Genomic DNA, 23,815 nt, shown 5'->3' with positions numbered 1-23,815 from the left:
ATGACACAGCGCAAAGGCATTATTCTCGCAGGTGGCTCTGGCACTCGACTCTATCCCATCACCATGGGTGTATCCAAGCAGCTGATGCCGATCTATGACAAACCGATGATCTATTACCCGATCTCTGTGTTAATGCTGTCGGGAATTCACGAGATTTGCCTGATCACAACGCCGCAGGACCAAGCTCAATTTAAACGCGTCCTTGGCGATGGATCACAATGGGGGTTGTCGTTCACCTATGTTGTGCAGCCCTCCCCCGATGGTTTGGCACAGGCCTATATTTTGGCAGAGGACTTTCTTGATGGTGCCCCCTCTGCGATGGTGCTAGGGGATAACATCTTTTTTGGCCACGGTCTGCCCGAGTTGCTGGACGAGGCCAATACGCGCACGCTTGGCGGCACTGTCTTTGGGTATCACGTCACGGACCCCGAACGTTACGGCGTGGTGGATTTCGACGCAGATGGTCGCGCGCGCGCGATTGTCGAAAAACCCGAGGTTGCCCCGTCCAACTATGCTGTCACAGGGCTATATTTTCTGGACAACACCGCTCCTGCGCGCGCACGCGCTGTCACGCCGTCACCGCGCGGCGAGTTGGAGATTGTCACACTTCTGGAAAGCTATCTAAGCGATGACAGTTTGCAGGTGAACCGTATGGGGCGCGGTTATGCCTGGCTCGATACTGGCACGCATGGCTCATTGCTGGATGCCGGAAATTTCGTGCGCACGCTGCAATCGCGCCAAGGCTTGCAAACAGGTTGCCTTGAAGAGATCGCATTCGATCAAGGTTGGATCAGCGCAAGTGAACTCGAAGCGCTTGCAATGCCGCTCAAGAAGAACGGTTATGGTCAGTATTTGCTGAACTTGCTGTCTTGAGCGCACCGCAGGGAGCCGCAGGATGATTACCATCTCTGTTGTTAGCCACGGGCATGGCGCGATGGTTGTCAATTTGAGCGCTCGGCTTCTGGAATTGCCTGAAGTGGCGCGCCTTATTGTGACGCTCAACATCGACGAAGCGCTGAATTTTCCTGAGGATCCGCGCCTTGTGCTTGTACGCAACGCGGTGCCTAAAGGCTTTGGCGCAAATCACAACGCTGCTTTTGCACGCTGCGAGAGCGCGCTCTATTGCGTGGTCAACCCAGACATCGAGCTGCTGGACAATCCATTCCCAGTGTTGATGCAAGGGCTGCTCGCGTCTGAAACCGCCCTTGCTGCCCCTTTGGTTCTGGACGCATCAGGGCAAATTGAGGACAGCTGGCGCCGTTTTCCCAGTCCAGTGTCTTTGGTGCTCAAGGCGCTTTCCCGCGATGATGGAACATATCCCGAAGCGCGAGAAAGCGATATTTTTGCCCCGGACTGGATAGCTGGCATGTTTTTGCTTTTTAAGTCCTTTGATTACGCGCAAATTGGCGGTTTTGACGAAAGATTTTTTTTGTATTACGAAGACGTGGATATTTGCGCCCGCCTGCACGCTGCAGGGCGCGGGATCATCGGCTGCATGGGCGCGCAGGTTGTTCATAAAGCACAGCGCGCCAGCTGGCAAAGCTGGCGGTATCGCCGCTTTCATTTCACATCGCTGATGCGGTATTTCTCGCGCAGCTGGAGGCGCCTGCTTCCTGCAGCGTTGCGGCATGCGGCCCACTAACAACGCATCTCCAAATGCCATGATAGATCATGCGCCCCGCAGTTGACTTCGTGCCCTGGGTGCGGTTGGACAAGTCATACAGACGAAGATCGAGGACCGTCGCGCAATGAAACATTCGAATAACTATGATTTCATCCGCCTCGTGGCGGCGACACTGGTAATCGTAGGCCATGCCTACGCGCTCTTGGCGCTGCCCGGCACTCCAGTTTTTTTTCGCGTCAGCGTGAGTACCTATGCGGTCAAAGTCTTTTTTGTTTTAAGCGGCTATCTGGTAGTAAAGAGCTGGGTGCATGATCCGCATGTATGGCGCTTTATTGCCAAACGCGGGCTGCGAATCCTGCCCGCTCTTGCAGGCGTTGTAGTTCTAAGCGCGGTGGTCATGGGGCCCTTTGTGACCACTTTAGGTCTCTACGAATATTTCACCCATCTGCAATTCTGGCTCTATTTTTCCAACCTGCGCTTCCTGATCGCCTATTCACTGCCGGCAGTCTTTATGGATAATATCTATCCGTATGCAGTGAACGGCTCACTCTGGAGCCTGCCTGCCGAAGTTTTTATGTACATTCTGGTGATGCTGACGGGCATTCTGGCGGCGGCTTTCTCAGGGCGCTGGTTCGCCAGGTTCTGGGTCGCTCTTACAGTGGTGGTTCTTGGGCTCAACACACTTGCCTTTGGGTTTGGTTCGCAAATCTTCGCAGGCAAGGTTGTTTATGGAACCAGCGTTTTTGCTGTCGTAGAAGTATCACCGTATTTTTTGGTTGGTGGCTGCCTCTACTTGCTGCGTGCCTACATTCCTCAAAGTGCACTGCTGGCAATCGCTTTGATGGTCGTGGGCTATTACATATCCTATAGCGTTTATCCGGTCGAATTGGCGCTGATCTTTATCACCTCTTATGCGGTGATCACTCTTGGCAATATGTCGACGCCGGGGATCAACCAGTTCGGCCGATTCGGAGATATCTCTTACGGAGTGTATCTTTACGGGTTTCCCGTGGCGCAATTGCTGTCGTGGGGCTACGGGCATGATCTGTCGATTTACACCCATATGGGGCTGACGATCCTGATTTCTTACTTGTTTGCCTTCGCCTCATGGCACCTTTTGGAAAAACGCGCGCTACGCTTTAAACCGCGCGCCGCACCAATCGCCGCACTTGCCAAATAAAAGGTCTGCGGAGCATATGCTGAAGGCTTCGTTCATAAATCGCAGTGCGCTTCTGGGTACCGCCTGCCTGTTGATTATCGTTCTGTTTCTGAGCCTTTGGGCGCGCCTGTCTCTGGGGCAGATATCTGCGCTCGCCATTGTGTCCCTGCTTGCAATTGTGCTGAGTTTTTTTGCGGCAGGGCTGGTGTTTACCCGCTTCGTATCAGAGCCTTGCACAACACCACTTTCGATTGTTTTAGTGTCTGGCGGCCTGTTGACAGGGATCGCACTTTATATTTTGCGCGCGCTTACGCCGCTTGGCATGACGTCCAGTTATCTGGTTTTTGTCGCTCTCATAGGGATATGCGCGCTGTATCAGCTGCGCCAAAAAAATCTACGCCAGAAAATTATGTGGCTCAAATTCATGCCAGAGTGCAGCGTGCCAGAGGTGTGCGCGATCCTGATTGCCTGCCTGGCCACAACGTTCTGGTGTCAGGACTTGTTCATGCCCTTTTCGCACGGCCCAACAGGTGAGATTACCCTGACCATCTGGGCGGATGTATTTTACCACCTGAGCCAGATTTCCAATTTTTCGATACATGACAAGGATTTCCCCCTGTCCGATGTGCAGTTTGTAAGATCAAGTCCAGGTCTGTATCACTATGGATCCTACACGGTTGCCGCCCTATTTAGCGCTTCAACGCAAAGCCTGCCAATTGTCTCTTATAGCGCAATTTACGTGCCGCTCGCGCTGGTTTTTGTCTATCTGGCGGGCTTCGGCATCATCCGAGATTTTTTCGGCGTCTGGCCTGCCTTTATATCCATGACCTTTTTGGCGACGTTTCCCGACCCTTCGTTTTATGGATTAAGGAACCCGTTCTTCGGATATAACTGGCTGCAACAAATTGCGCCGTCAGGGGCTTACGGGGTAGCCTGTGCCTGTATTGCGCTGTATTTTATATTGAAAGCCTGCGCTGAAAACCGCGCGGGCCCCTTATGGGCCGGCTTGGTGTTTGTAATTTTGACAGGGTTGTTCAAAGCTCAAATTTTTGTACCGCTTGTGATTACGGCGGTGTTCTTTCCTGTGCTGTTTTACGGCGCGTTCAATGCGAAAACACGATTGATCGGACTGATCAGTATAATCTTCGCGATCTTTCTGGGCACTAAAATATCCCAAAGCACAGCGCTGCTTCCCTCGCTTACGCTGGATGGCTCGGCGCTGGAGTGGTATCGCACTGTTCTTCTTAGCTTCACGCCCGAGGGAGGGCTGAAGAGCGTGTTTTCCGCCCTCATGGGGGATGCGAGCGCGTCTTATGTCCGGCAATACACAACCTTTGCCGTCTTTCTGTTCTTCTCTACGCTCGGGGTGTTCGGCATCGCTCTTTTGGCGTCACTATTTATTGAGCAAGCGCGCATGCACTCAGCGGTGAAATTCGCACCTTTCCTTGTTGTCGCAGTCTATCTTGTTCTGGCATCCACTCTGGCGCTGGAGCAAAGAAAAATGGGTACTCCAGAAGAGTTCTTGCACAGGCATTTTGTTTGGGCCTATTTTGTTGTCTCCCTTTTCTCGCTGGCGGCGATTTCGCAGGCCGTTCTTAAGATGCCCACGCCCAAGATGGCAGCAGCAGGAGCGCCGGTGATCAAAGCGCTGGCTGTCGGGCTTGGCGTTTTATCTGTGTACTGGCCCGCCTCTGTGAGCTCAGGCATCCAGTCCGCGCCGTATCTGAGTGCTCCGTACCCCCGAATTTCAAGCTGCGAGATGGAGGCGGTGGAGTTCATCAACGCCCGTAGCGCCAGAACGGATATCTTGCATGCTACCGACTATAATAAGGGGTTCCGCTGGTCCGGGTTGACGGGTTTGCGGGCGTATGTCACCGACTCTGGCGGGTATCGCATCCCCGAGGGTGCACAAGGCGCACTAGACAATCTAGTAGGTCTGGAGGTCGGCTCGCAAGCGTTTATGAGCTATCTGCGCTCTCAGGGCGTTGACTGGCTTGTGTCGCGGCAAAGCTTGGAGGAGCAGATGTTCCATTGCGGAGCGGTGTTTGTGTCTCGGCTTTAATCTATACCTTTAGATAAATAACATTTTCTCTTTAGATAGCAGGAACTATCCTGTACCGATTACCCAAAGGTCAAGTACGGTAATTGAGTGGAGATATTGAACGTGACTACGTTGGACAAATTCTCATTGATGCCCGTATCCTCACCGGTCTCCCTGCCCGTTTCACGGCAGACAAAGTTGATGGCAAAGCGCCGTCTCTTACAGATGCACTACGAGGCTGGTGTTGGTCACATCGGGGGCAATCTGTCCTCTCTGGATGCGCTTCTGGTTTTACTGAATGAATTCGTGACGCCCGGCGACGAGCTGATTTTGTCCAAAGGGCACAGCGCCGGAGCGCTTTATGTGGCTTTGTGGAGTTGCGGCAGGCTGACCGAGGAGAGCTTGAAAAGCTTTCATCAGGACGCAACCCTTCTGGCAGGGCATCCGCCAGCGGGGCGCATTGACGGTATTCCTTTTGCAACGGGCAGTCTTGGTCACGGAACATCCCTCGCGGCGGGCATCGCGCTTGGCGCGCGCTTCCAGAGCACGGGCAATCAGGTCTTCTGCGTGACATCTGATGGCGAGTGGCAAGAAGGCTCGACCTGGGAGGCGTTGATCTTCGCCTGTCATCACAAGCTCAAGAATCTGAAAATTTTTGTCGATCATAATGAATTGCAAGGGTTTGGCGACACGACATCGGTTGCGTCCATGGCCCCGTTAGCCGCGCGCATCGAGGGGTTTAATGCCCATGTGAGCGAAATCGACGGACATGATCTGGAGGCCCTGCGCACGGCGGCCAATCTGGAGTGCGATACCGTCCATGTCATTATCATGAACACGGTCAAAGGATCCGGTGTGAGCTTTATGGAGAACCAGATGAAGTGGCATTATCTTCCGCTGAACGACGATCAGTACGAGGCCGCTATGCTAGAATTGGAAGCCCCATGAGAAATCAATTCGCCGAAGCGATAGTAGAGCGCAGCGCCAATCACGACATGGTGTTTCTGACGGGTGATCTGGGCTTTATGGCGCTTGAATCCGTGCAAGAAGCATTGGGTTCGCGGTTTGTAAATGCCGGGGTTGCCGAGCAGAACATGATCTCGGTTGCGGCCGGTCTTAGCTACACGGGGCTTGATGTGTGGGCCTATAGCATTGCACCATTTTGCTATGCGCGTCCGTTCGAGCAAATTCGCAACGACATTGCCTTGCATAACCTGCCGGTAACGTTGGTTGGCAATGGCGGCGGCTATGGGTACGGTGTTATGGGCCCGACGCATCATGCAATTGAAGATTACGGCGTACTGTGTACGCTTCCCAATATGAAAGTGTGCGTTCCGGTATTTGATGAAGACCTCGGGGGCGCTGTCCAGTGGATCAAATCGGATAAATCACCAAGCTATCTGCGCCTTGGGCGCGGTGAGAAGCCCGATGGCTACACCCCGCCGGCCTTTGCACCATGGCGCCAGCTGTGCGCAGGCCAAGGGCCCGTGATTGTCGCGGTTGGTCCGCTGGCGGGGGGCTACCTTGATCGGGTGCAAAACCTGCCCGAGCACGAGCGCCCCAATCTTTGGGCAGCCTGTGTGCTTCCGATCAAACGGGCGCTGCCGCCGCGCGTCTTTGTCGAACAACTGGGCGCATCGACAAAATTGATCGTGGCGGAAGAGCATGTGCAAACCGGCGGCTTCGGCGCAGATCTTTTGATGTGGCTCACCAGTGAACACATCGGCGTGCAGGATTTCGTGCATATGTTCGCGCAAAGCCACAGTTATGACGCTTACGGCTCGCAAACATATTTGCGGCAGAAATCGGGCCTAGACGCCCAGACACTGATGCAACACCTGACAGACACTTGATAACGCAGCCCTCCCCCCCCGTATTACGCCCAATCATGCAGGCTGCCTTGGAATTTTTATAATGAGCGATCTTAAAAAAGAGATAGACGCCCTTGAGGGCCCGGTTTTGGTGATCGGAGCGTCCGGGTTTATTGGTGCAAACCTGTTCAAAACCCTCTCGAAACACCGACGCGATGTTTACGCGGTTGTGCGCCACGACAAGGGATGGCGCCTTGAAGATGTTGCAGACGAGTATATTCTGGAAGCAGATCTGAATGACACGAACGCCACCAAGAACCTGTTGAATTCGATAAAGCCCAAGACAGTTTTTGATTGCAAAGCCTACGGCGCGTATTCTTTTGAAGAAGAAAGCTATCTGATCTACCAGACGAATTTTCTGTCGGTTGTCAGCCTGATAGACCAGCTTGGCCCAGATATTAGCGCCTATGTGCACGCTGGCAGCTCGTCTGAGTATGGCAGCAATTGCGCCGCGCCGCTTGAAGACGATCCGCGCCATCCCAACAGTCATTATGCATTGTCCAAAAGTAATACCTCCGATTACATAGCCTATGCTGGCAAAACGCTGTCTTTTCCCTGTGTTAACTTGCGCCTGTATTCGGTGTATGGCGCGCTGGAAGACACATCGCGCCTTATTCCCAACGTTCTGGCCAAAGGCCTTGAGGGAACATATCCCCCTTTTGTAAATCCTGATATTTCGCGCGATTTCGTGTACGTTGATGATGTGTGCCGTGCCTTTATTCTTGCTGCGACGCGGATGAATGTCGATCTATATGGCGAAAGTATCAACATCGGATCAGGGCAAAAAACCACCATCAAAGATCTGGCTTATGTGTGTAAGGAGATCTTTGACATCCCCATGGACCCTGCTTTCAACGAGATGCAAGAACGGTCTTGGGATCTGAGCGATTGGTACTCCAATCCGGCCAAGGCGTTCGATTTGCTGGGATGGCGCGTGGAAACGCCACTAGCGGTTGGTCTTGAGGAGATGTCGAAATGGGTCAAGAATTTAAGTGAAGAAGAGACAAGCCTTGCCACCAAGCGCAATGCGATCAACAAACGCAGAAGCATTTCCGCCATTATTGCCTGCTACAAAGACGGGCAGGCCATCCCATATATGCACAAGCGCCTGACAGAGACATTCAAAAAGATCGACGTGGATTACGAGATCATTTTTGTAAATGATTGCAGCCCTGACGACAGCGCAAAGGTGATTGCCGATATCAGCGCAACCGACCCACATGTTCTGGGAATTACCCATTCACGAAACTTCGGCTCGCAAATGGCGTTCCGCAGCGGGATGGAATTATCGACCAAGGATGCTGTTGTGTTGCTGGACGGCGACCTTCAGGACCCGCCCGAATTGATCGAAGAGTTTTACACACAGTGGTGCGCGGGCAATGACGTGGTCTATGGCCGTAGGGTCAAACGCGAAATGTCGATGTTCTGGGGCTTTATGTATAAAGCCTTTTACCGCATTTTTGCCGCCTTCAGCTATATCGAAATTCCACATGATGCCGGTGATTTTTCCCTTATCGACAGGCGCGTTGTACGCTGGATGTTGAATTTTCCAGAGCGAGATTTGTTCATGCGTGGCGTGCGCGCCTATGTGGGATTCCAACAAAAAGGCGTGGATTATGTGCGCCCCGAACGCATGTTCGGTGTGTCGACCAACAGCCTGCTGAAAAATATCTCATGGGCCAAGAAAGGTATCTTTTCGTATAGTGATACCCCTTTGACGATGTTGACGGCAGCGGGTGTGATCATGCTTTTGATCTCTGTTATCTGCGGCGTAGTCATTGTCGGTCTACGCCTGTTCTATCCTGATATCGCCCCGCGCGGTGCAACGACCGTTCTGCTTACAATCTTGTTCTTCGGCTCGGTCAATCTATTCGCGATCAGTATGCTCGGAGAGTATATCGCCAAAATCATGGCCGAGGTCAAAGGCCGCCCACGCTTGATACGAGCTTCACTAACACGCAATGGAAGCACAACGAATTATTTGCCGACCAAGAACAGCCAAATCTGAATAGCACGTAGAAAGTGATGTGATAATGGACACAAGTAAAGTAACAGTCATTAGTGCGTTTTGCGCCGTGGCCTTTCTTGTGTCATTTTGCATCCCACTTTACACTAAAGCTTGGAGCACCGCGAGCACGCCATCAAAAGTGCGCGCACGTCCTATGCCCGTCCTCTGGTACATAACACTGGCGTTTATTGTGCTATTATGCGGCCTGCTTTATTTCAGAATAAGCGCGGTATTTTCAGTAAGCGCGCTTGGCGCAGGGATTCTAATCGCACTAGTGAAGGGCGAAAAGCACGCGGCGCATGTTTTGCTTTTTTTGGCGGGTGCGTTTCTTGCCTCGTATCTGGCATGGTGGCGTACAAGCGGGTATCACATTTCACTCAGCACCATCGAAAGCTTGCGCATCGTGACCTTGACGGGCGTGGCCTATCTGATGCTTTGCTGGCCATATAAAAACTGGTCTGCTAATAGCGAAACAGTCCAAACCCATCGCGCGATGGGCCGCACCGAATGGTCCTTGCTTGCGGTGTTTGTTGCGCTAGCATGTGCTTTTGTTCCCTACAAAGGGCTCATTCTGGATGATACCTTGCTCACGACCTGGCATCATTGGGCAGCATATATCGGTCCAGCAGAGCTTATGCGCGAAGGGGTATACCCTTTGCATGATATACCGGCGCAATACGGCTTCGGCCCGACAAGCCTAATCGCGTTAAGCTGCGGTGTTCTGGATTGCTGGAGCGGATTTTACTGGCTGAATGTGGTCTTTACCATCGCCTTCTTTACTGCGCTTGCCTACGCAACGCTAATCTTGAGCCGGCAGTCATCCCTGCCAGCTTCAGTCGCGCTTTTGATTTGTATTTCAATCTGTGCGTTCGGATGGACCATGTATCCGCCAAGCCTTCTTTCGCCTGTTGCGACACCGTCTACATCAGGGATGCGGTTCTTGCCTGCGACGCTGATGATGTGCTTTCTGGTTCATACCGCTTTATGCAAGCCAAACGACCCTACCGTGCGTAGCATTAGAATCCCCGGGCATCTGTTTTGGATATTCGGTCTGCTCTGGTCGCCAGAAGCGGCGGTTCACACCACATTTATGTGGGGACCATTCTTCGTTTGGAGCAGCGTTTTTTACGGCCCGCACCCGCGCTCTGCACGGGTGTTCTTCAATCAGGTTGCTCTTTTAGTGGCCATATTGCTGGCCACACTTACAGGGTTCGTATTTGTGTTCTGGCTGTTGTCCGGGGAAGTACCGCTCTGGCGGATGTATACGGCGTCATTGCGAAACCCTCCGGGCGCTTTGCCGGTTGATTACATGGCGAGCATCTGGTTCGCGCTGGGGTGTTTTGGCCTTTGGTTTATTGCCCTTTGGGCCATGCGCAACGAAGAGGCCACAGATGGCTCGGCGCTGGCCTCCTGGATTGCGATGTTATTTGCAATCGTGACTTTCACCTATTTTCTGGGCCGCAGCCACAGCAACAACATTCTGAACCTGCTGCCCTATTTTGCAATCTTGCTTGTTGCGATCCGTACGATGCAAACCGCTTGGGCGGTGCAGCAACTTGCAGCCGTACTATTGGCCGCTCTGATTGGCTGGTCGGGCATATTTGGCTGGGGATATTATCAAAATGCTCGAGATACGGCTGGATATTTTGCCCATCAAGGCACGGCGCTGACGACGCTTATGAGCTATCAAAACCCGGATAATGTGGCGCAGTTCATGAAGCTGCAAAGCCTCGAGGCAGAAGAGATCCTAGAGCAGCAGCAAAACGATCTAAGGGAGGCGCTTGATTACATTCGCGATGTGCGGGGCGAGCCAGCAGAGATTTTTGATGCCCATATGCTGATTGAGGCCCAGTCAGGCTTTGGCCCCTGGTCGGGAATTCATCCGGTGTCGACCGCATATTTCGCCACCTCGCAAGAGCGCCAGCAATATCTTCGCAATGCGTTGGCACGGCTCGATCGCGCAGGTTGGATCGTGATCAGCGACACCTTTGCGCTTACCTCAATTGTCGACGATTACGCCACTGTGTATGAGCAAACAGAAAAATTGGTGTTCGGAACCTATGCGGCCATCAGATACTCGCCCACGCTGGACCCTGTGGTACAATGAGGAGCATTTATATCTGCTTTCCTGCCCTGTGCGCCTTAAAATTGAAGTGAATGTTATGAAAAATTTACAATGCCCAATCTGCAAATCCAGCTCTTCTGATGCGACCGAGTTCCTGAAAGAAAACATTGATCACGAGAAGCTTTCCTCGTTCAGCTATGCCTCGCGCAAGAACCCGGAATTCATGTGTCACCGCCTTGTGCAGTGCAACACCTGTGATCTGGTCTATGTGGAAGATCCTGTTGCCCAAGAAGAACTGGCCGAGGCTTATCACCAGTCTGAATTTGACAGCAATGACGAAGCCAATGATGCCGCGATCACCTATATTCAGGCGATGAAGCCGATCCTGGCAAAGCTGCCCCAAAAGGGCGCGGCGTTGGAAATTGGGACAGGCACTGGAATTCTGCTCGATCACCTGAAGCAAGAGGGCTTTGACAAGGTTGTCGGGGTTGAACCTTCGCCTGCGGCCATCGCAGCGGCTCCCGAGCACCGCAAAGAATGGATCATCGAAAACATTTTCGTGGAATCCGATTTTGAATCTAAAAGCTTTGATCTGATCTGCTGCTTCATGACCATGGAGCATGTCAGGAATCCGCAAGAGATTCTGGCCGCGTCACACCGTTTGCTGCGCTCAGGTGGCGCGGTAGTTTTCATCACCCATGATTATCGCAGCTTCGTGAACCGTATGTTGGGCAAACGCTCTCCGATCATCGACATCGAGCACATGCAGATTTTCTCCAAGAAAAGTATGCTCTATATGATGGAGCACGAAAGCTTGGTCGATATTTCCATCGAGAGTTTCAAAAACAGATACAATATTTCATACTGGATGCGCCTTACGCCGCTGCCTAACTTTGTGAAAAAAAGCCTGATTTCGCTGTTGAACATCACCTCTCTCGGGAACGTCAAACTTTCTGCAAATGTAGGAAATATGATTTCGTCTGGATTTCGCGAAAAGTGATGTGGCGCTCCAGAAAGCTGCAATTTTTCAGGTTCATATTTTCGGGCGTACTGAATTCGTTGTTCGGCTGGGTCTGTTTTTCGGCTGCTGTGTTCTTTGGTGCGTCCATTCTGGTGGCCCTTATCATCGGAGCCTCTTTGGGTGCAGCATTCAATTTTCTAACCCATAGCACGATCACTTTTGGCGATCTGTCAGTTCGAAAAATTCCAACTTTTATGCTTGTCTATGCCTTCATCATTTCAATCAATTACGCCGCGCTTTTGATGATGATGGCGCTGGTTCCAGAGCCGATACTGGCGCAGCTTATCGTCACGCCACTTATCGCACTGTTCTCGTATTTTATCTTTACCAAATGGGTGTTTGTCGGATGAGGCCAGCTTATTTTTCAGCCGTGATCGCATAGCCCAAAGGATCAAACGAGCGCTTAGGCTTTGTCCATTTCTGCAAGCTGTAGGCCGCTAAAAACACACAGCACACCAGGCCCGAAAACAGGGATAGCGGCAAGGAGACCATGCGCTTGAGAAGGCTGCCCGATGTCAGCAATCTGACGCAGAGAACCATCGTTTTATTGGCGATCACCCCAAGTTCTGTGCCGCGATCGGCCACGTCGATTTTGCTAAATCCGCTCGCATCAAATTTATAGGTCAGCGCTTCAAGGGTGAAGCGTTGGAAATCATGCGGTGTGTGATGGCGTCTTGCCGACCACGGCACCGTGAGCATGACAGAACCGCCCGGCTTCAGAACACGAAAAATTTCACTTAGCAACAGGTCCGGATCAAGAGTGTGTTCCAGCACTTCAATACAAATGCAGCGATCGAACGAATTGTTCTTGAAGGGGAATAAATTACCATCGTAATAGGTGATTTTGTCACTGTGAGACATGCCGAAACTCTCGGCGGCCTCGACGTCCAGCCCAACATAATCGGTGTCGCTGTTTATCCAGTCCAGCCACGGCATCTGACCCGCACCCACATCTAGCAAGCGCCCTTTGCTTTGAGTCATATATGGCTTGAGATGCGTCACGATCGAGCCAAGTTGCACATCAAAGATACAGCGTAGGGCAAACAGGAACCTGTTTCTGCTCGGGGGTTGCACAGGGATAGGTTTCGTCACTTCGCTCATTTAATCACCTGACTTATATACTAAATAAATTATTGGCTTTTTCTGTGTTTATGCCACCAAGCCTATCCCTATGCTAGACCCGCTGCATCCAAAGACTGCCCCCGCCACCCAGTTCGGGGTAGCGCGGGAAGGTTTCCTGCACGGCGGTTGTATGACGCGAGCCCATCAAATGCGCGGCCCAAAGGACCTTCCACTGGCTATTGAACTGCAAGAAGGCGTGCAGCACATACTGCTCGTTCCAATTGCGGTTCTGATCTAGCGCCCAGCTTTCGGGGTATTCGTCAGGCAGAAAAATATCATGCACATGCACGATCACCCCGGGCTTGAGACGCGGCACTACCTCAAAGAACAGGTAATTCACATCACTGCCCACTTTGGAGACATGCGAGGAATCGATAAACAGGATATCGCCTGCGCCAAGCTGATCGAAATACGACAGTGGCAAATCCTCGACCTTAGAAATTTCGAGTTGAGTGATGCCATCGACCCCGTTGATCAGGAACTGACGTGGAAAAGGCTCGATACAGGTGAAATTCAGCCCACCTTTAAAAATCCGGCGATTCACATCGGCAGTGATCAAGGAAGAATACCCGCTGCCGATCTCAATCATGTTCTTAGGCTTGAAGTAGTTCAACGCCGCGTAAAGGAATTCGGCATCCAGCACAGGATACTGATCGTTCTCGTAGAAATACGTCAGCCCGTCTCCTGGATCTTTGAGCGGGTAGTCAATCGTGTCCACATGCTTCTTGAGATGCGGCAGAAGCGCCAGTTGGGCGTTCTCATCAAAATCAATGCCCACATTGTTTTCCTTGCGCGCAAAAATGCTTTCTTTGCGCGCAGCAATATCGACAGGATCGGCGATAGGAGAATAGAAGTGGCCAATGGGAAAGAGCAGATCAATCTCAGTCTCTTGTTCCAGAACAGGTTTGCTTTGTACCGTGGTCTGGCTCATCTGTTTCTCGATCAGCCCCAAGCGGCGTTTGATCCTATCGCTAAGATTGATCATATTTGCTTTGTCCCATTCATCGCGCCATATGTTCATGCGTCCGACAATCGTATCGTAACTCGAGTTGAGTGTCTCCATCCGCGAGGCATAGTCCTGCGCATGAAGCGGTGTGCGGTAAAAGGACGTGGTTTTGGGCACATAGGCGAACAGCACACGGTGGCTGTATTTCTGCCAAAGCGCCCAGTCCTCAAGCATATCCAGATCATCATCAAATCCGCCGCGCTCATGATACAGGCCAGTTTCGAACAGCACCGCCTGAATGGGCAGGTAATTGCGGGTTTTCATCGCATCTGCATCAAGCTCGGCTACCATAAAGGCATGGGTACTTGGCAGGTCAAGCGCGAATTCAACACCCGTTTCGGTCAGGCGCTTGCCCGGCACATCAAAGGCAAGGCTATAGGCGGCGCGCACATCAGGGTCGTTCAAAACCGCTGTAACAAGCGTTTCAATATGATCGCAATAGAACTGATCATCATCATCCAGAAAGATGCAATATGCGCCACTGGCGCGCTCCAATGCCAGATTGCCCGCGTCCGAACGCCCGACTTTATTACCCGTAACATGGATCACATCATAGGAGGTGGTCGCGTCGAAATCGGCAACAACATGGGCCAGCGTTTTACCGCGATCTTCTGTCACAATATGCTCGATATTTGGATAGGTCTGATTGGCGACCGATGTCATGGCCTGCCGCAAAAGCGCCTCGCGCCCTTTGTAACTGCGGGTGATGATCGTAACCTTTGGCATCTCTTCTGGCAAAGGCACGCCTTCATGAAAGGGGCCACGGCGCACCAGATCATAATCCCAGCCCGAAAACGGGAAGGCCGCTGTGGTTTTATGGGTGAGATTATACTTTAGCGCCGCCGGCACCTTGAGCAGCAGCTTGCCCATGTTGCGCAGGTTCTTCAGGCGCGCACCGGCAAAGCGTTCTTTCGACACAATCAGCCAAAGCGCCATGCCGGGTACCACCACAATATCGCGCCATGTGCCATACCGCAGACGGATATACAGATTGGCGAAGGTCGAGCCAGTAAACTGGATCGGTTTCACCTCGGCAGCGCTTTCATAGGTGTAGTGATAGACCACCGCATGCGGATTGTAGCGTAGCACGAAACCCTCTGCACGCAGGCGATAGGACAATTCCACGTCCTCACCATACATGAACAGATCAGGACTGTAGCCACCCACAGCATCAAAGGCGCTGCGCCGTAGCAGCACGCAGGCATGGGCGTTCCAATTGGTTGTCCCTGTGAGTGGGTCATAGACTTTGGGATGCTCGTAGGGCTTTTGCCGCATTTCCCATGCAGCGGCCTCCGGCACATCACTAAACGCATGACTGACAATACGGCGCAGCGCATCAGGTTCAAAGGTCAGATCCACGTTGCTGACCAGTGCAAAATTGCTACTGCCTGCTTTGATACCTGTGTCGTGACCACCGCCAAAGCCCACATTGCCTTGCTCGATCAGCTGCGCATCAAATCCAGCATTTTTCAAATCGGCCACTGCGTCGCGGATACGCGCGGGCGTATCATCACTGGAGGCATTGTCGACAAAACAGATATGCATTTTGCCTACAGGATAATCTAGTGCCTTGAGCGCCTCGGTGAACTCTGCCAGCCATTTACTCGAATTATGGGTAACGGCGCTGATGTCCACATCTGGCAATGCAGCATCATCAAGGCACGCGCACATTGCGCCCGGGCCCGTTATGACCTCTGCTGGCTGGCGCATGAGATCATTGAACGCGCGCGTATTGGCAGGAGACACAAAGACCCCCTGACGCATCCGCTGTATGCGTCCTCTCACAAAGAGGGCCGGTTTTTTCACACCGTTTGGCAGCGCATGAAACACCCGGCGCACCGCGCTGAAATCCCCCGCCATGAGGCGGCGCACCGCGCGCAAAGGACGTGTAACGCGCCAGGATATAGAGCCGATCATTGCATTGATCTGCTCGCCCTGATCGTAAACTTCACGTCGCGTTTTTTCCAGCTCAATATCTTTGTTCTGTAAAGTCAGAGCATGTTCTACATGCAGTGCACGGAACTGGTTGTTCACAACTTCGCTGTTCAAAACCTCTTGCTCAAAAAAACTACTCCGAGGCAGGATTTTGAGCGGTTTATCTGATGCCACGGCGACCAGATAAAGCGGGCGTAGCAGTCCGTCGGTGATCTGCTGGCTTGTGCTGTCCTGAGTATAAACCGCACTGTCAAACCCTTCCGCAAAGAGCGCCGAGCCAAAGATAACACGCTGGCCGTAAAGCGCCTTGTGTTTGAAATTGGCATCCAGCAGCGCGGTGAATTCGTCGCGATAAAGTTCCTTGACGTGATAGGGATTCGAAGTGCCTGGCACGTCGCTGTATTCGTGTTTGTCCGGACTCGAAATAATCAAAACGCCGCCAGGTTTGAGCACGCGGCGGATTTCGGCCATCATTTGCACGTGCTCATCGTGATGCTCGATAGTCTCAAAACTGACCACTACATCGACGCTAGCCTTGTCCATGGGAATTGCCGAACAACTGCCTGTCTTAAAGCTCAAATTGTCTCGCTGATAGCGCAGCTGCGCATGAGCAACGGCCTCTTGCGAGATGTCCACGCCTGTGACAGATCGCGCAAACTGCGCCATATGATAGCTGCCAAACCCCTCGCCGCTGGCGATATCGAGCACGCGCTGACCAGTCACCATATCTTTGAGCACAGAGTAACGATGCATATGCTCAAGGTAGATGTTGCCAGTAATTTCAGGCGTGTAACGCTCACCTGTAAAGTTTAAAGACGCGACTTTGGCAGACTGGGTCATCTGGTCTCCAATCGGATATTTTGCATCGGCACACCGACAAGCCCTGTGCTGACAGAACTGGCGTGGGATTTGAAGTTGATAGCATCATGCAGCCAGTAATGTTGGACGTGCTCGTCTTGCGTGCCGTCCGCGACAGCCAGTGACAGTGTGTAATCACCTTGCGGCAACAGCGGCATCTGAAAATCAAATCGCGCGGCAAATTGCGCACCCTTAGCCACTGCAATAGGTTTGTCGTGGTGGCTCAGATAGGTGTTGTCGCCAAATAGCGTCTGGCCCAGCCTGTCACGCAGGATAAAGCCGACAATCGGGCTGCGCAGATCAGCGCTTGCACTGCACTGCACATGCAGTTGCACCGCTTCGCCGCCTACAATCCACGACAGTGGCGCACCATTAGCATCGCACATCTGCGCCTTGTCCACATGCGCGCCCCCAGCACCAAAACCCGTGGCAGTTTCATCAAAGGCAAAGACTTCAAGATCGTTGCGCAGAGTGCTGCCCGCAATCAGATCAGCGCGCATATCGCGCACGGCCGGGGAGAAGTGGCTTTGCTCCTTGCCGGGGCGCTCCGCATCAAGGTCACTGGCGCTAGTTTGTTTGCGCACAACGTCCTGCATGCTCTCATATTGCTTTTCCAGATAAGCTTCGGACAGACCCTTAGGACTGCCTTGCCCCATCATCTTGCCGGCTTCAAGCCAGACAGCGTAATTGCACAAGTTGATCACTGCGCCCGTGTCATGACTGACAAAAAGCACTGTTCCCGTTTCCATGAATTTGCGTAAAAACCGCATGCATTTCTGGACAAAAAACGCATCCCCCACGCTGAGGGCCTCATCAACCACCAAAATGTCTGCGTCCACATGGGCAATTACCGCAAAGGCCAGGCGCACCATCATACCGCTAGAATAAGTCTTGACCGGGCGCTCGATGAAATCACCGATTTCGGAGAACGCATGGATCGAGGCAAATTTAGCGTCGATTTCAGCTTCGCTCAGCCCCAGGATGGCGCCGTTCATATAGACGTTCTCGCGCCCAGTGAAATCCGGATTAAAGCCTGACCCCAACTCCAAAAGCGCAGCCACGCGGCCATTTACCTCAACTGTGCCTTCGCTTGGCGCGAGGGTGCCGCAAATAATCTGTAGCAGCGTTGACTTGCCCGACCCGTTGCGCCCGATGATCCCTGTTGTCTCGCCTTTGCGCAGCTCGAAACTCACATCTTGAAGCGCTTTGAACGTGCGGCTGTAGCTTTTTTCGCGCAGCCCCAAACGGCGGCGTAGCGGCGCTATAAGCATCTCTTTCAAGCGATCAGAGGGCGCGTCATGAATTTTATAGGTTTTGCCCAACCCTGTGACACGGATAGCCACATCGCCAGGGTTTTCAAGTTTGGTGCTCGGCACCGTTTTTATCTGCTTAGAGCACATCGCCAAACCCTTTTCGTGTGCGCTGGAAGAACCAAAAACCAGCCCACATGAAGAGCAGACTCACCGCCGTATAAAGCGCCAATCCGCCCCAATCGGGCAGTTGGCCAAAAACCATCACGGCGCGGGCTTGCTCGATGATAAAGGTCAGCGGATTGCAGAGCAGCATCACCCATTGCATCGCCTCAGGCAGGATCGACATCGGATAAAACACAGGCGACATGAACAACAAAACCGTCGTAAGCAGGCCAATCGTTTGACCTATATCGCGCACATAGACCCCGAGCGAGGCAAGAAACCAGGCACAGCCGAGCGAGAAAATCGCAAGTGGCAGCATCACTACAGGACCGAATATCGCAGTCCAGTGCAAAAACCCATTGAGCGCAAGAAAAGCGATCACCAGCACCACAACGCTGATCCCTGTATGAAACACCGCTGCGAGCAAGGACGAGATCGGCAGGATTTCCAGCGGGAAAATAACTTTTTTGACGTAGTTGGCATTGTTCAGGATCAGCGCGGGAGCGCGGTTCAGAATTTCTGCAAAGAAACCGTGTACTAGAAGACCGGCAAACAGAACCAGCGCAAATTCGCTGCGGCTGCCACTGGTGCTCTCCCCCCAGCGCGCATTGAACACGAAAGAGAACACAAATGTATAAACCGCGAGCATCAGGATCGGATTGAAGAAGGACCAGCCAAGCCCGAGAAACGAGCCTTTATAACGGCTCGAAACATCCATGCGCGCAAGTTTGTAGATCAATTCGCGGTAGGTGCGAAGCGAGCCAAGCAGCGCGCCGGGCGAACTTGGATGGGGGCTGTGCGGGTTCATAAGTCTGTCTCGATACAAGTGCTTTGCGTTAATCGTGCTCTATTACGTTTCAATCCAATAACACCTGTCACCCATTCTCGCCCACTGCTCAGGCCCATGCAGCACAGATAATTCCGCGCATATATGCAAAACAGGATCGCCGCAACGCGGCGCTTCATATCAACCAGTATCCAGCTTGAGTTATTGCGCCGTGCGATCGCCCATTCCTCGACCGAGCGCTGTAGCCAGAATGATTTTCACATCCAATATCAGCGTCTGTGTTTTAACATAAGTGCCATCAAGCCGCGCAAGTTTTTCCGGATCGCTCATATCCACGCCTTGCACCTGCCCCAAACCAGTGACCCCCGGAAGTATATCATAAACGCCGCACCGCGCGCGTGCAGCACTCAATTCCAACTGCACAGGCAAGTTGGGACGCGGACCCACAAGGCTCAACTCGCCTTTCAGAATATTCCATACCTGCGGCAGTTCATCGATTTTGGTGCGCCGCAAAATATGACCAATTTTAGTCACAGAGGCTTGCGATATCTCATGAGTGCCAGCCTGCTTCGTACCTGATTGCATGGTGCGGAATTTGTAACAGGTAAACGGGCGTTGATGCTTTCCCAACCGCTCTTGGGCAAAAATACCCGGCCCCGATGATGTCAGGCGCACTGCGACCCAGACACCAAGTAAAAGCCACCACAGCACGAGCACAACAAAACCCGCGAAACCCAGATCCAGCACCCGCTTGCTAACGCGGTAAAACGGATTGCGCGCATTATCATCCGTCACCAGTTGCTCGCCGCTTTGGGACGAACTAAGAGCGCGCTCAATCGCCTGCGCAAGCACGCTAACATGCACAACAGGCTTTAGGCAGGCCAGTGCTTGTCGCGCAAGCGGGCGAAGAGCACTGGGAAGCTTATTGAGCTGTGACAAGCGACCTTGATAAGAACTGCCATAAACAGCTGGAAGACGCAGTAGTTGCACATTCATATCCGCAAGTTGCGCCAGCATTTGTTCAGCAGAAAACTTGCTGCGCCCATAGGGTGTAGGCGCTTGGGGCTCGGCATGCAGACTGGCGGGGTAAATCAGCATGCCAACGCCGGCTATGCGCGCACTCTTCAAAATGGCGCTCAAATGATCATGGTTAGCGGCCATAAATTCTGCCTCTGTTCCAGGTTGATCATTGTTGCGCACCGCTAGGTGCAAAAGCGCGTCGAAGCCTTTAGCCACCACACTAATTTTATCTATCGAGCAAACTTTCCGCCCCGGGAAAAGCTGCTGCAATCGCACAAGGTCGCGCCCGCTCAAGAGTAGCGCATGGCCGGCCTGTTCCAGCAAAGGAACAAGTTGCTTCCCTAAAAAGCCAGAGGCACCTGTGATTATAATCTGCTTACCCATTCGCTGCACGCAAAGTAATCAAGCTGGCCAATATATAAGCCTGTACGGCCACAACAGATTGAAAAACTGACTCTGTAAAGGCATTTAGTGTAATAACAACTCCCAAACCTATAAAAGCAGGCATCATTGCGCGAAGGTGCGTAGGGTGCAGTAAACGCAAGATTGGGGCTTGAAAAAAAAGACCAGAAATCAATGCGAGCACGCCTCCAGAAATAAGATAAGATAGATAGGCGTGATGCGCACGCAACCAACGGTCCCATCCTATCTGAGCTGCCAGAGCGGTGCGCTCGTTTGCCTGCCCTATCCCCAACAACCAGTTTTCTTGCGTAATCGACCAAGCCGCTGGCCATATCAGCAATCGCGGTAATTCCACCTGCCAACGCGCAGAATCAGAGCGGACTTCAAGAAGATTCTCAAACCGTGCTATCATCAACCCTCCTGCCAAAAAATCCGTCATCAAAACGCCCCCAACAACCAGCATCCCTCCCACCGCAAGAAACCGCATTTGCTGCGAACGTAAATGCCGAGGTGAAAGGAAAATAACATAAATCGCTAATACGACTGCCGCAACCAACCAGGCCAGCATCAAGAAGCGCGCCGACGCATATACAATCATAATCCCCGCAAACACAAACAAGGTAAGCCGAATGCATTTTTGCGCTTGGCTCATTTGATCAAACCAACAAAAGCTGATCAGGGTAAAAACCAAAAACCAAAACGGAGGAATCAATGGATTAGGTGTAAAAACCTGTATCCGTTGGCCAGGATAAGAAAATATGTAGAAATAGGTCGCAATCGAGAATGAGGCCATAAGTCCCACTGGCAGCCAGCGCAGGATGGCGTTTTTTAAAACGCTTGGGTTCTGTATCTGCAACCACAGCATCAATACAAGCGAGCTAGAAAATGTCCCAATCCAGGACTCAAGCGCCACAGTACGCAGCTTAGGCGGGCTCCCGGGCAATAGATCAAAGGCATAGGCATTGATCAAAAAGAAGATCGTAAATTGCCAGACTGCTGCATTACTCCATGTCAAAAGTGCGCGCACGTTTTCACCCGTAATATGGCGTGCGCGCCACAGGAGGTCGCCCAGCATAATTACCAAAATTAATTGCAGTACGAACAGGAAGAAAGCTGGGAACAGCCCCAAAAGAAGGAGAATAGAAGCGATTGCCATAAGAACACCTAATCTAGAAAGCAATGATATTGGCTTCGGGTCAGAAAGACCAGTTCTTGCTAGGGACATAATAGAGATAGATAGGCCGTTTCCGCTTGATTTGGGGTCTAAGCATCCAGCATTTTGCTCTGAAACAAAACAGACACGTCACCAAAGGTAATCGCCACTGGCTCAAGGTCTGCGCTTCGACCAACTTCTTACCAGAAGAGGAGCTGATATTCATTTGATATGGTGAACTTTCAAAGAAAGTTTTGTAGTTGATGATAACCGTCAACGCGCGCGGCTATCAATGCACGCAAAGCCGGAGTGTCGCCAGCCTCAAGCGCTTTGTTCAATTCACGCAACATTGCGGCGATTTCGATCTGGCTTAGCATCGCTTCCTCAGCGCGCAGGATTTTACTGTGCGGCGTGCCGCAAAGGCTCGCATCATCAATCAGCAGTTCTTCATAAAGCTTCTCGCCCGGGCGTAGACCGGTGATTTTGATCTCGATATCACCCTCTCCGTTCTCCAGCACCTTGCGCCCCGAAAGCGCGATCATGCGCCGCGCAATGTCTAGTATCTTCATGGGCTTGCCCATATCGAGCACGAACACATCGCCCCCCGTCGCATAGGCCCCCGCCAACAAAACCAAACGCGCGGCCTCAGGTATAGTCATGAAAAACCGCGTGACTTCAGGGTGGGTCACCGTCACAGGGCCGCCGCGCCGGATCTGTTTTTCGAACAACGGTAAAACCGAGCCGGAGCTGCCCAAAACATTACCAAAGCGCACCATGGAAAACTTCGTGCCCTCGGAGCGGGTCTGCAAATCCTGCACCACCAGTTCGGCAAGGCGCTTGGTGGCACCCATGATGTTTGTAGGCCGCACCGCCTTATCCGTGGAAATCAGAATAAAGCGTTCAACCCCAGCAGCATGCGCCGCTTCGGCAACGACTTGCGTACCCAGCACATTGTTGCGCGCGCCCTCTAGCTCATTTTCCTCCACCAGCGGCACGTGTTTATAGGCCGCCGCATGGATCACAATTTCTGCGCCCGTCTCTGTCAATACCTCGCGCACACGGCGCGCATCCACAACCGAGCCAAGGCGCGTGGTGACTTTGATGCCTACCGCCTCGGCCAGCGCGCGCAATTCATTGTCGATCTTGTAGAGTTCGAATTCAGAACGCTCGAAAAGCACGATATGGCTTGGTTTGATATCGAGAAGCTGACGGCACAGCTCGGAGCCGATTGATCCCCCAGCTCCAGTTACCATCACCGCGCGCCCTGCATAGGCCTTGGCTACGTCAGGAATATCCAGATCAACCTTGTCGCGCCCAAGTAGAGCATCAGGGGCAACGGGAGTCGTCGTCTCTGTCAGACCTTTACCCACGACCAGATCGGCATAAGATGGCATGACCTGCACATCGCAATTTAACTCGGAGAGTTGCACCACCAGCTTACTTTGGCGTGTGCGGCTGATCGAGGGCATCGCCAAAAGCACACGTGCAATTTTTCCAGACGCTGCAAGCCCTGCAAGCTCTTTGGGGTTTTTCACCTGAAGACCGGAAATCAACAGACCCCAGAGCGCAGGATTATCATCGACGAAAACGACAGGTTTCACCTCGTTAGATTGACGCAGTGCCGAGGCCAGTTGAATCCCCGCCGCCCCCGCACCGTAGACAGCAACCGGCACCGCATTGCCGAGGCGCCCCAGAACCGCCTGCAACAGCGCAAGGCCCAAAAGGCGCATCACAACAGCAGCGCCAAAAAAGATCGCACCAAAAATCAACGGCACAGAGCGCGGTGCCCAAAGATCAAAGAGATAGCTGAGGATCATCGCCGCGCCCGTCAGCATCAGCGCCGCCATGCCGATGCGCCGCATGGCATAGGCATCAAACGAGTGCAGCTTGATGCGCGGTAAGCCAAGCACGTAAAACACCGCCACACCTCCCACCACCAAAAGCGGAAACAACGCCCAAGCCGATTGCATCATTGGAAACGTAGAGGGCGTGCCAAGGCGCAGCGCAAAAGCCGCATAAAGCGCTACCGGCACTAGACACGCATCAACCGCCAGCCATAAAATGACTTTACCCTGGCGCGTCATATCTCTGATCAATTGTTCCATAAGGAAGCTACAATCTAGGAAAGGAATACAGAACCAAAAGTAGATGGATAGATAACGTCATTAACCAAAACCGGGCTATGTTACAATCACACAGATCGTTTCATTATAGAGTATGGTTTTCAGTGATGATCATGGCCTCTTTCGAGGTAAATAAGCGCTCCAGAATAATCTCTATACATGCTTGCTTTTGATGTGCTCAAATCGCTTTCTTCAAAGCTTCGCC

At 52.5% G+C, this 23,815-nt stretch carries 17 protein-coding genes; 10 read left to right on the top strand and 7 right to left on the bottom strand.

The features are described from left to right. The 10 genes from rfbA (at position 1) to B9P63_RS15675 (ending at position 12,139) form a co-directional block, all read left to right on the top strand. Positions 1 to 873 (top strand): glucose-1-phosphate thymidylyltransferase RfbA, encoded by an 873-nt coding sequence (rfbA, locus tag B9P63_RS15720; protein WP_085310532.1) that lies wholly within the window; start codon positions 1 to 3, stop codon positions 871 to 873. Between the two features lie 22 nt (positions 874 to 895). Further along, positions 896 to 1,642: a glycosyltransferase family 2 protein gene (locus tag B9P63_RS15715; protein ID WP_085310530.1), complete on the top strand. Its 747-nt coding sequence runs from the start codon at positions 896 to 898 to the stop codon at positions 1,640 to 1,642. A 106-nt stretch (positions 1,643 to 1,748) separates the two neighbouring features. Further along, a complete protein-coding gene (locus B9P63_RS15710; protein ID WP_085310528.1) occupies positions 1,749 to 2,804 on the top strand; it encodes an acyltransferase family protein in 1,056 nt (351 codons plus the stop codon). A 16-nt stretch (positions 2,805 to 2,820) separates the two neighbouring features. Then, on the top strand, positions 2,821 to 4,845 hold the full coding sequence (locus tag B9P63_RS15705; protein WP_085310526.1) for a hypothetical protein: 2,025 nt from the start codon (positions 2,821 to 2,823) through the stop codon (positions 4,843 to 4,845). A gap of 180 nt (positions 4,846 to 5,025) precedes the next feature. After that, on the top strand, positions 5,026 to 5,772 hold the full coding sequence (locus tag B9P63_RS15700; protein WP_217806523.1) for a transketolase: 747 nt from the start codon (positions 5,026 to 5,028) through the stop codon (positions 5,770 to 5,772). Next, positions 5,769 to 6,677, top strand: coding sequence for a transketolase family protein (locus B9P63_RS15695; RefSeq protein ID WP_085310524.1), 909 nt, complete (start codon positions 5,769 to 5,771; stop codon positions 6,675 to 6,677). Before B9P63_RS15700 ends, B9P63_RS15695 begins: the two co-directional genes overlap by 4 nt. 61 nt (positions 6,678 to 6,738) lie before the next feature. Further along, a complete protein-coding gene (locus tag B9P63_RS15690) occupies positions 6,739 to 8,703 on the top strand; it encodes an NAD-dependent epimerase/dehydratase family protein (protein WP_085310522.1) in 1,965 nt (654 codons plus the stop codon). A 274-nt stretch (positions 8,704 to 8,977) separates the two neighbouring features. Beyond that, positions 8,978 to 10,810, top strand: coding sequence for a hypothetical protein (locus B9P63_RS15685; protein WP_217806522.1), 1,833 nt, complete (start codon positions 8,978 to 8,980; stop codon positions 10,808 to 10,810). 55 nt (positions 10,811 to 10,865) lie between these two features. Beyond that, positions 10,866 to 11,768: a class I SAM-dependent methyltransferase gene (locus tag B9P63_RS15680; protein WP_245830717.1), complete on the top strand. Its 903-nt coding sequence runs from the start codon at positions 10,866 to 10,868 to the stop codon at positions 11,766 to 11,768. Then, positions 11,768 to 12,139 (top strand): GtrA family protein, encoded by a 372-nt coding sequence (locus B9P63_RS15675; protein WP_085310519.1) that lies wholly within the window; start codon positions 11,768 to 11,770, stop codon positions 12,137 to 12,139. Before B9P63_RS15680 ends, B9P63_RS15675 begins: the two co-directional genes overlap by 1 nt. Before the next feature lie 7 nt (positions 12,140 to 12,146). Here B9P63_RS15675 and B9P63_RS15670 read toward each other — a convergent pair whose 3' ends face one another. The 7 genes from B9P63_RS15670 to B9P63_RS15640 all read right to left on the bottom strand — a co-directional run bounded on the left by B9P63_RS15670 (position 12,147) and on the right by B9P63_RS15640 (position 23,592). Next, entirely contained in the window at positions 12,147 to 12,890 is a 744-nt protein-coding gene (locus B9P63_RS15670) for a class I SAM-dependent methyltransferase (protein ID WP_085310517.1), read from the bottom strand. A gap of 73 nt (positions 12,891 to 12,963) precedes the next feature. Further along, a complete protein-coding gene (locus B9P63_RS15665; protein WP_085310515.1) occupies positions 12,964 to 16,692 on the bottom strand; it encodes a glycosyltransferase in 3,729 nt (1,242 codons plus the stop codon). Beyond that, positions 16,689 to 18,086 carry an ABC transporter ATP-binding protein gene (locus B9P63_RS15660; protein WP_217806521.1) on the bottom strand — a complete coding sequence of 466 codons (1,398 nt, stop codon included), beginning with the start codon at positions 18,084 to 18,086 and terminating at the stop codon, positions 16,689 to 16,691. Before B9P63_RS15660 ends, B9P63_RS15665 begins: the two co-directional genes overlap by 4 nt. 13 nt (positions 18,087 to 18,099) lie before the next feature. After that, positions 18,100 to 18,933: an ABC transporter permease gene (locus B9P63_RS15655; protein ID WP_085310511.1), complete on the bottom strand. Its 834-nt coding sequence runs from the start codon at positions 18,931 to 18,933 to the stop codon at positions 18,100 to 18,102. 180 nt (positions 18,934 to 19,113) lie between these two features. Continuing rightward, a complete protein-coding gene (locus B9P63_RS15650) occupies positions 19,114 to 20,316 on the bottom strand; it encodes a sugar transferase (RefSeq protein ID WP_085310509.1) in 1,203 nt (400 codons plus the stop codon). Continuing rightward, entirely contained in the window at positions 20,309 to 21,490 is a 1,182-nt protein-coding gene (locus B9P63_RS15645) for an O-antigen ligase family protein (RefSeq protein ID WP_176219179.1), read from the bottom strand. The genes B9P63_RS15650 and B9P63_RS15645 overlap by 8 nt, the downstream gene beginning before the upstream one ends. Positions 21,491 to 21,729: 239 nt before the next feature. Next, the gene (locus B9P63_RS15640) at positions 21,730 to 23,592 is read right to left on the bottom strand and encodes a polysaccharide biosynthesis protein (protein ID WP_085310506.1); all 1,863 of its coding nucleotides are present in this window, start codon (positions 23,590 to 23,592) and stop codon (positions 21,730 to 21,732) included. Between the last annotated feature and the right edge of the window lie 223 nt (positions 23,593 to 23,815).

The sequence above is a fragment of the Planktotalea arctica genome, from assembly GCF_002105285.1.
Taxonomy (GTDB): domain Bacteria; phylum Pseudomonadota; class Alphaproteobacteria; order Rhodobacterales; family Rhodobacteraceae; genus Planktotalea; species Planktotalea arctica.
The sequence above is the reverse complement of the archived record's forward strand: the minus strand, read 5'-3'. Positions and strand labels throughout refer to the sequence as shown.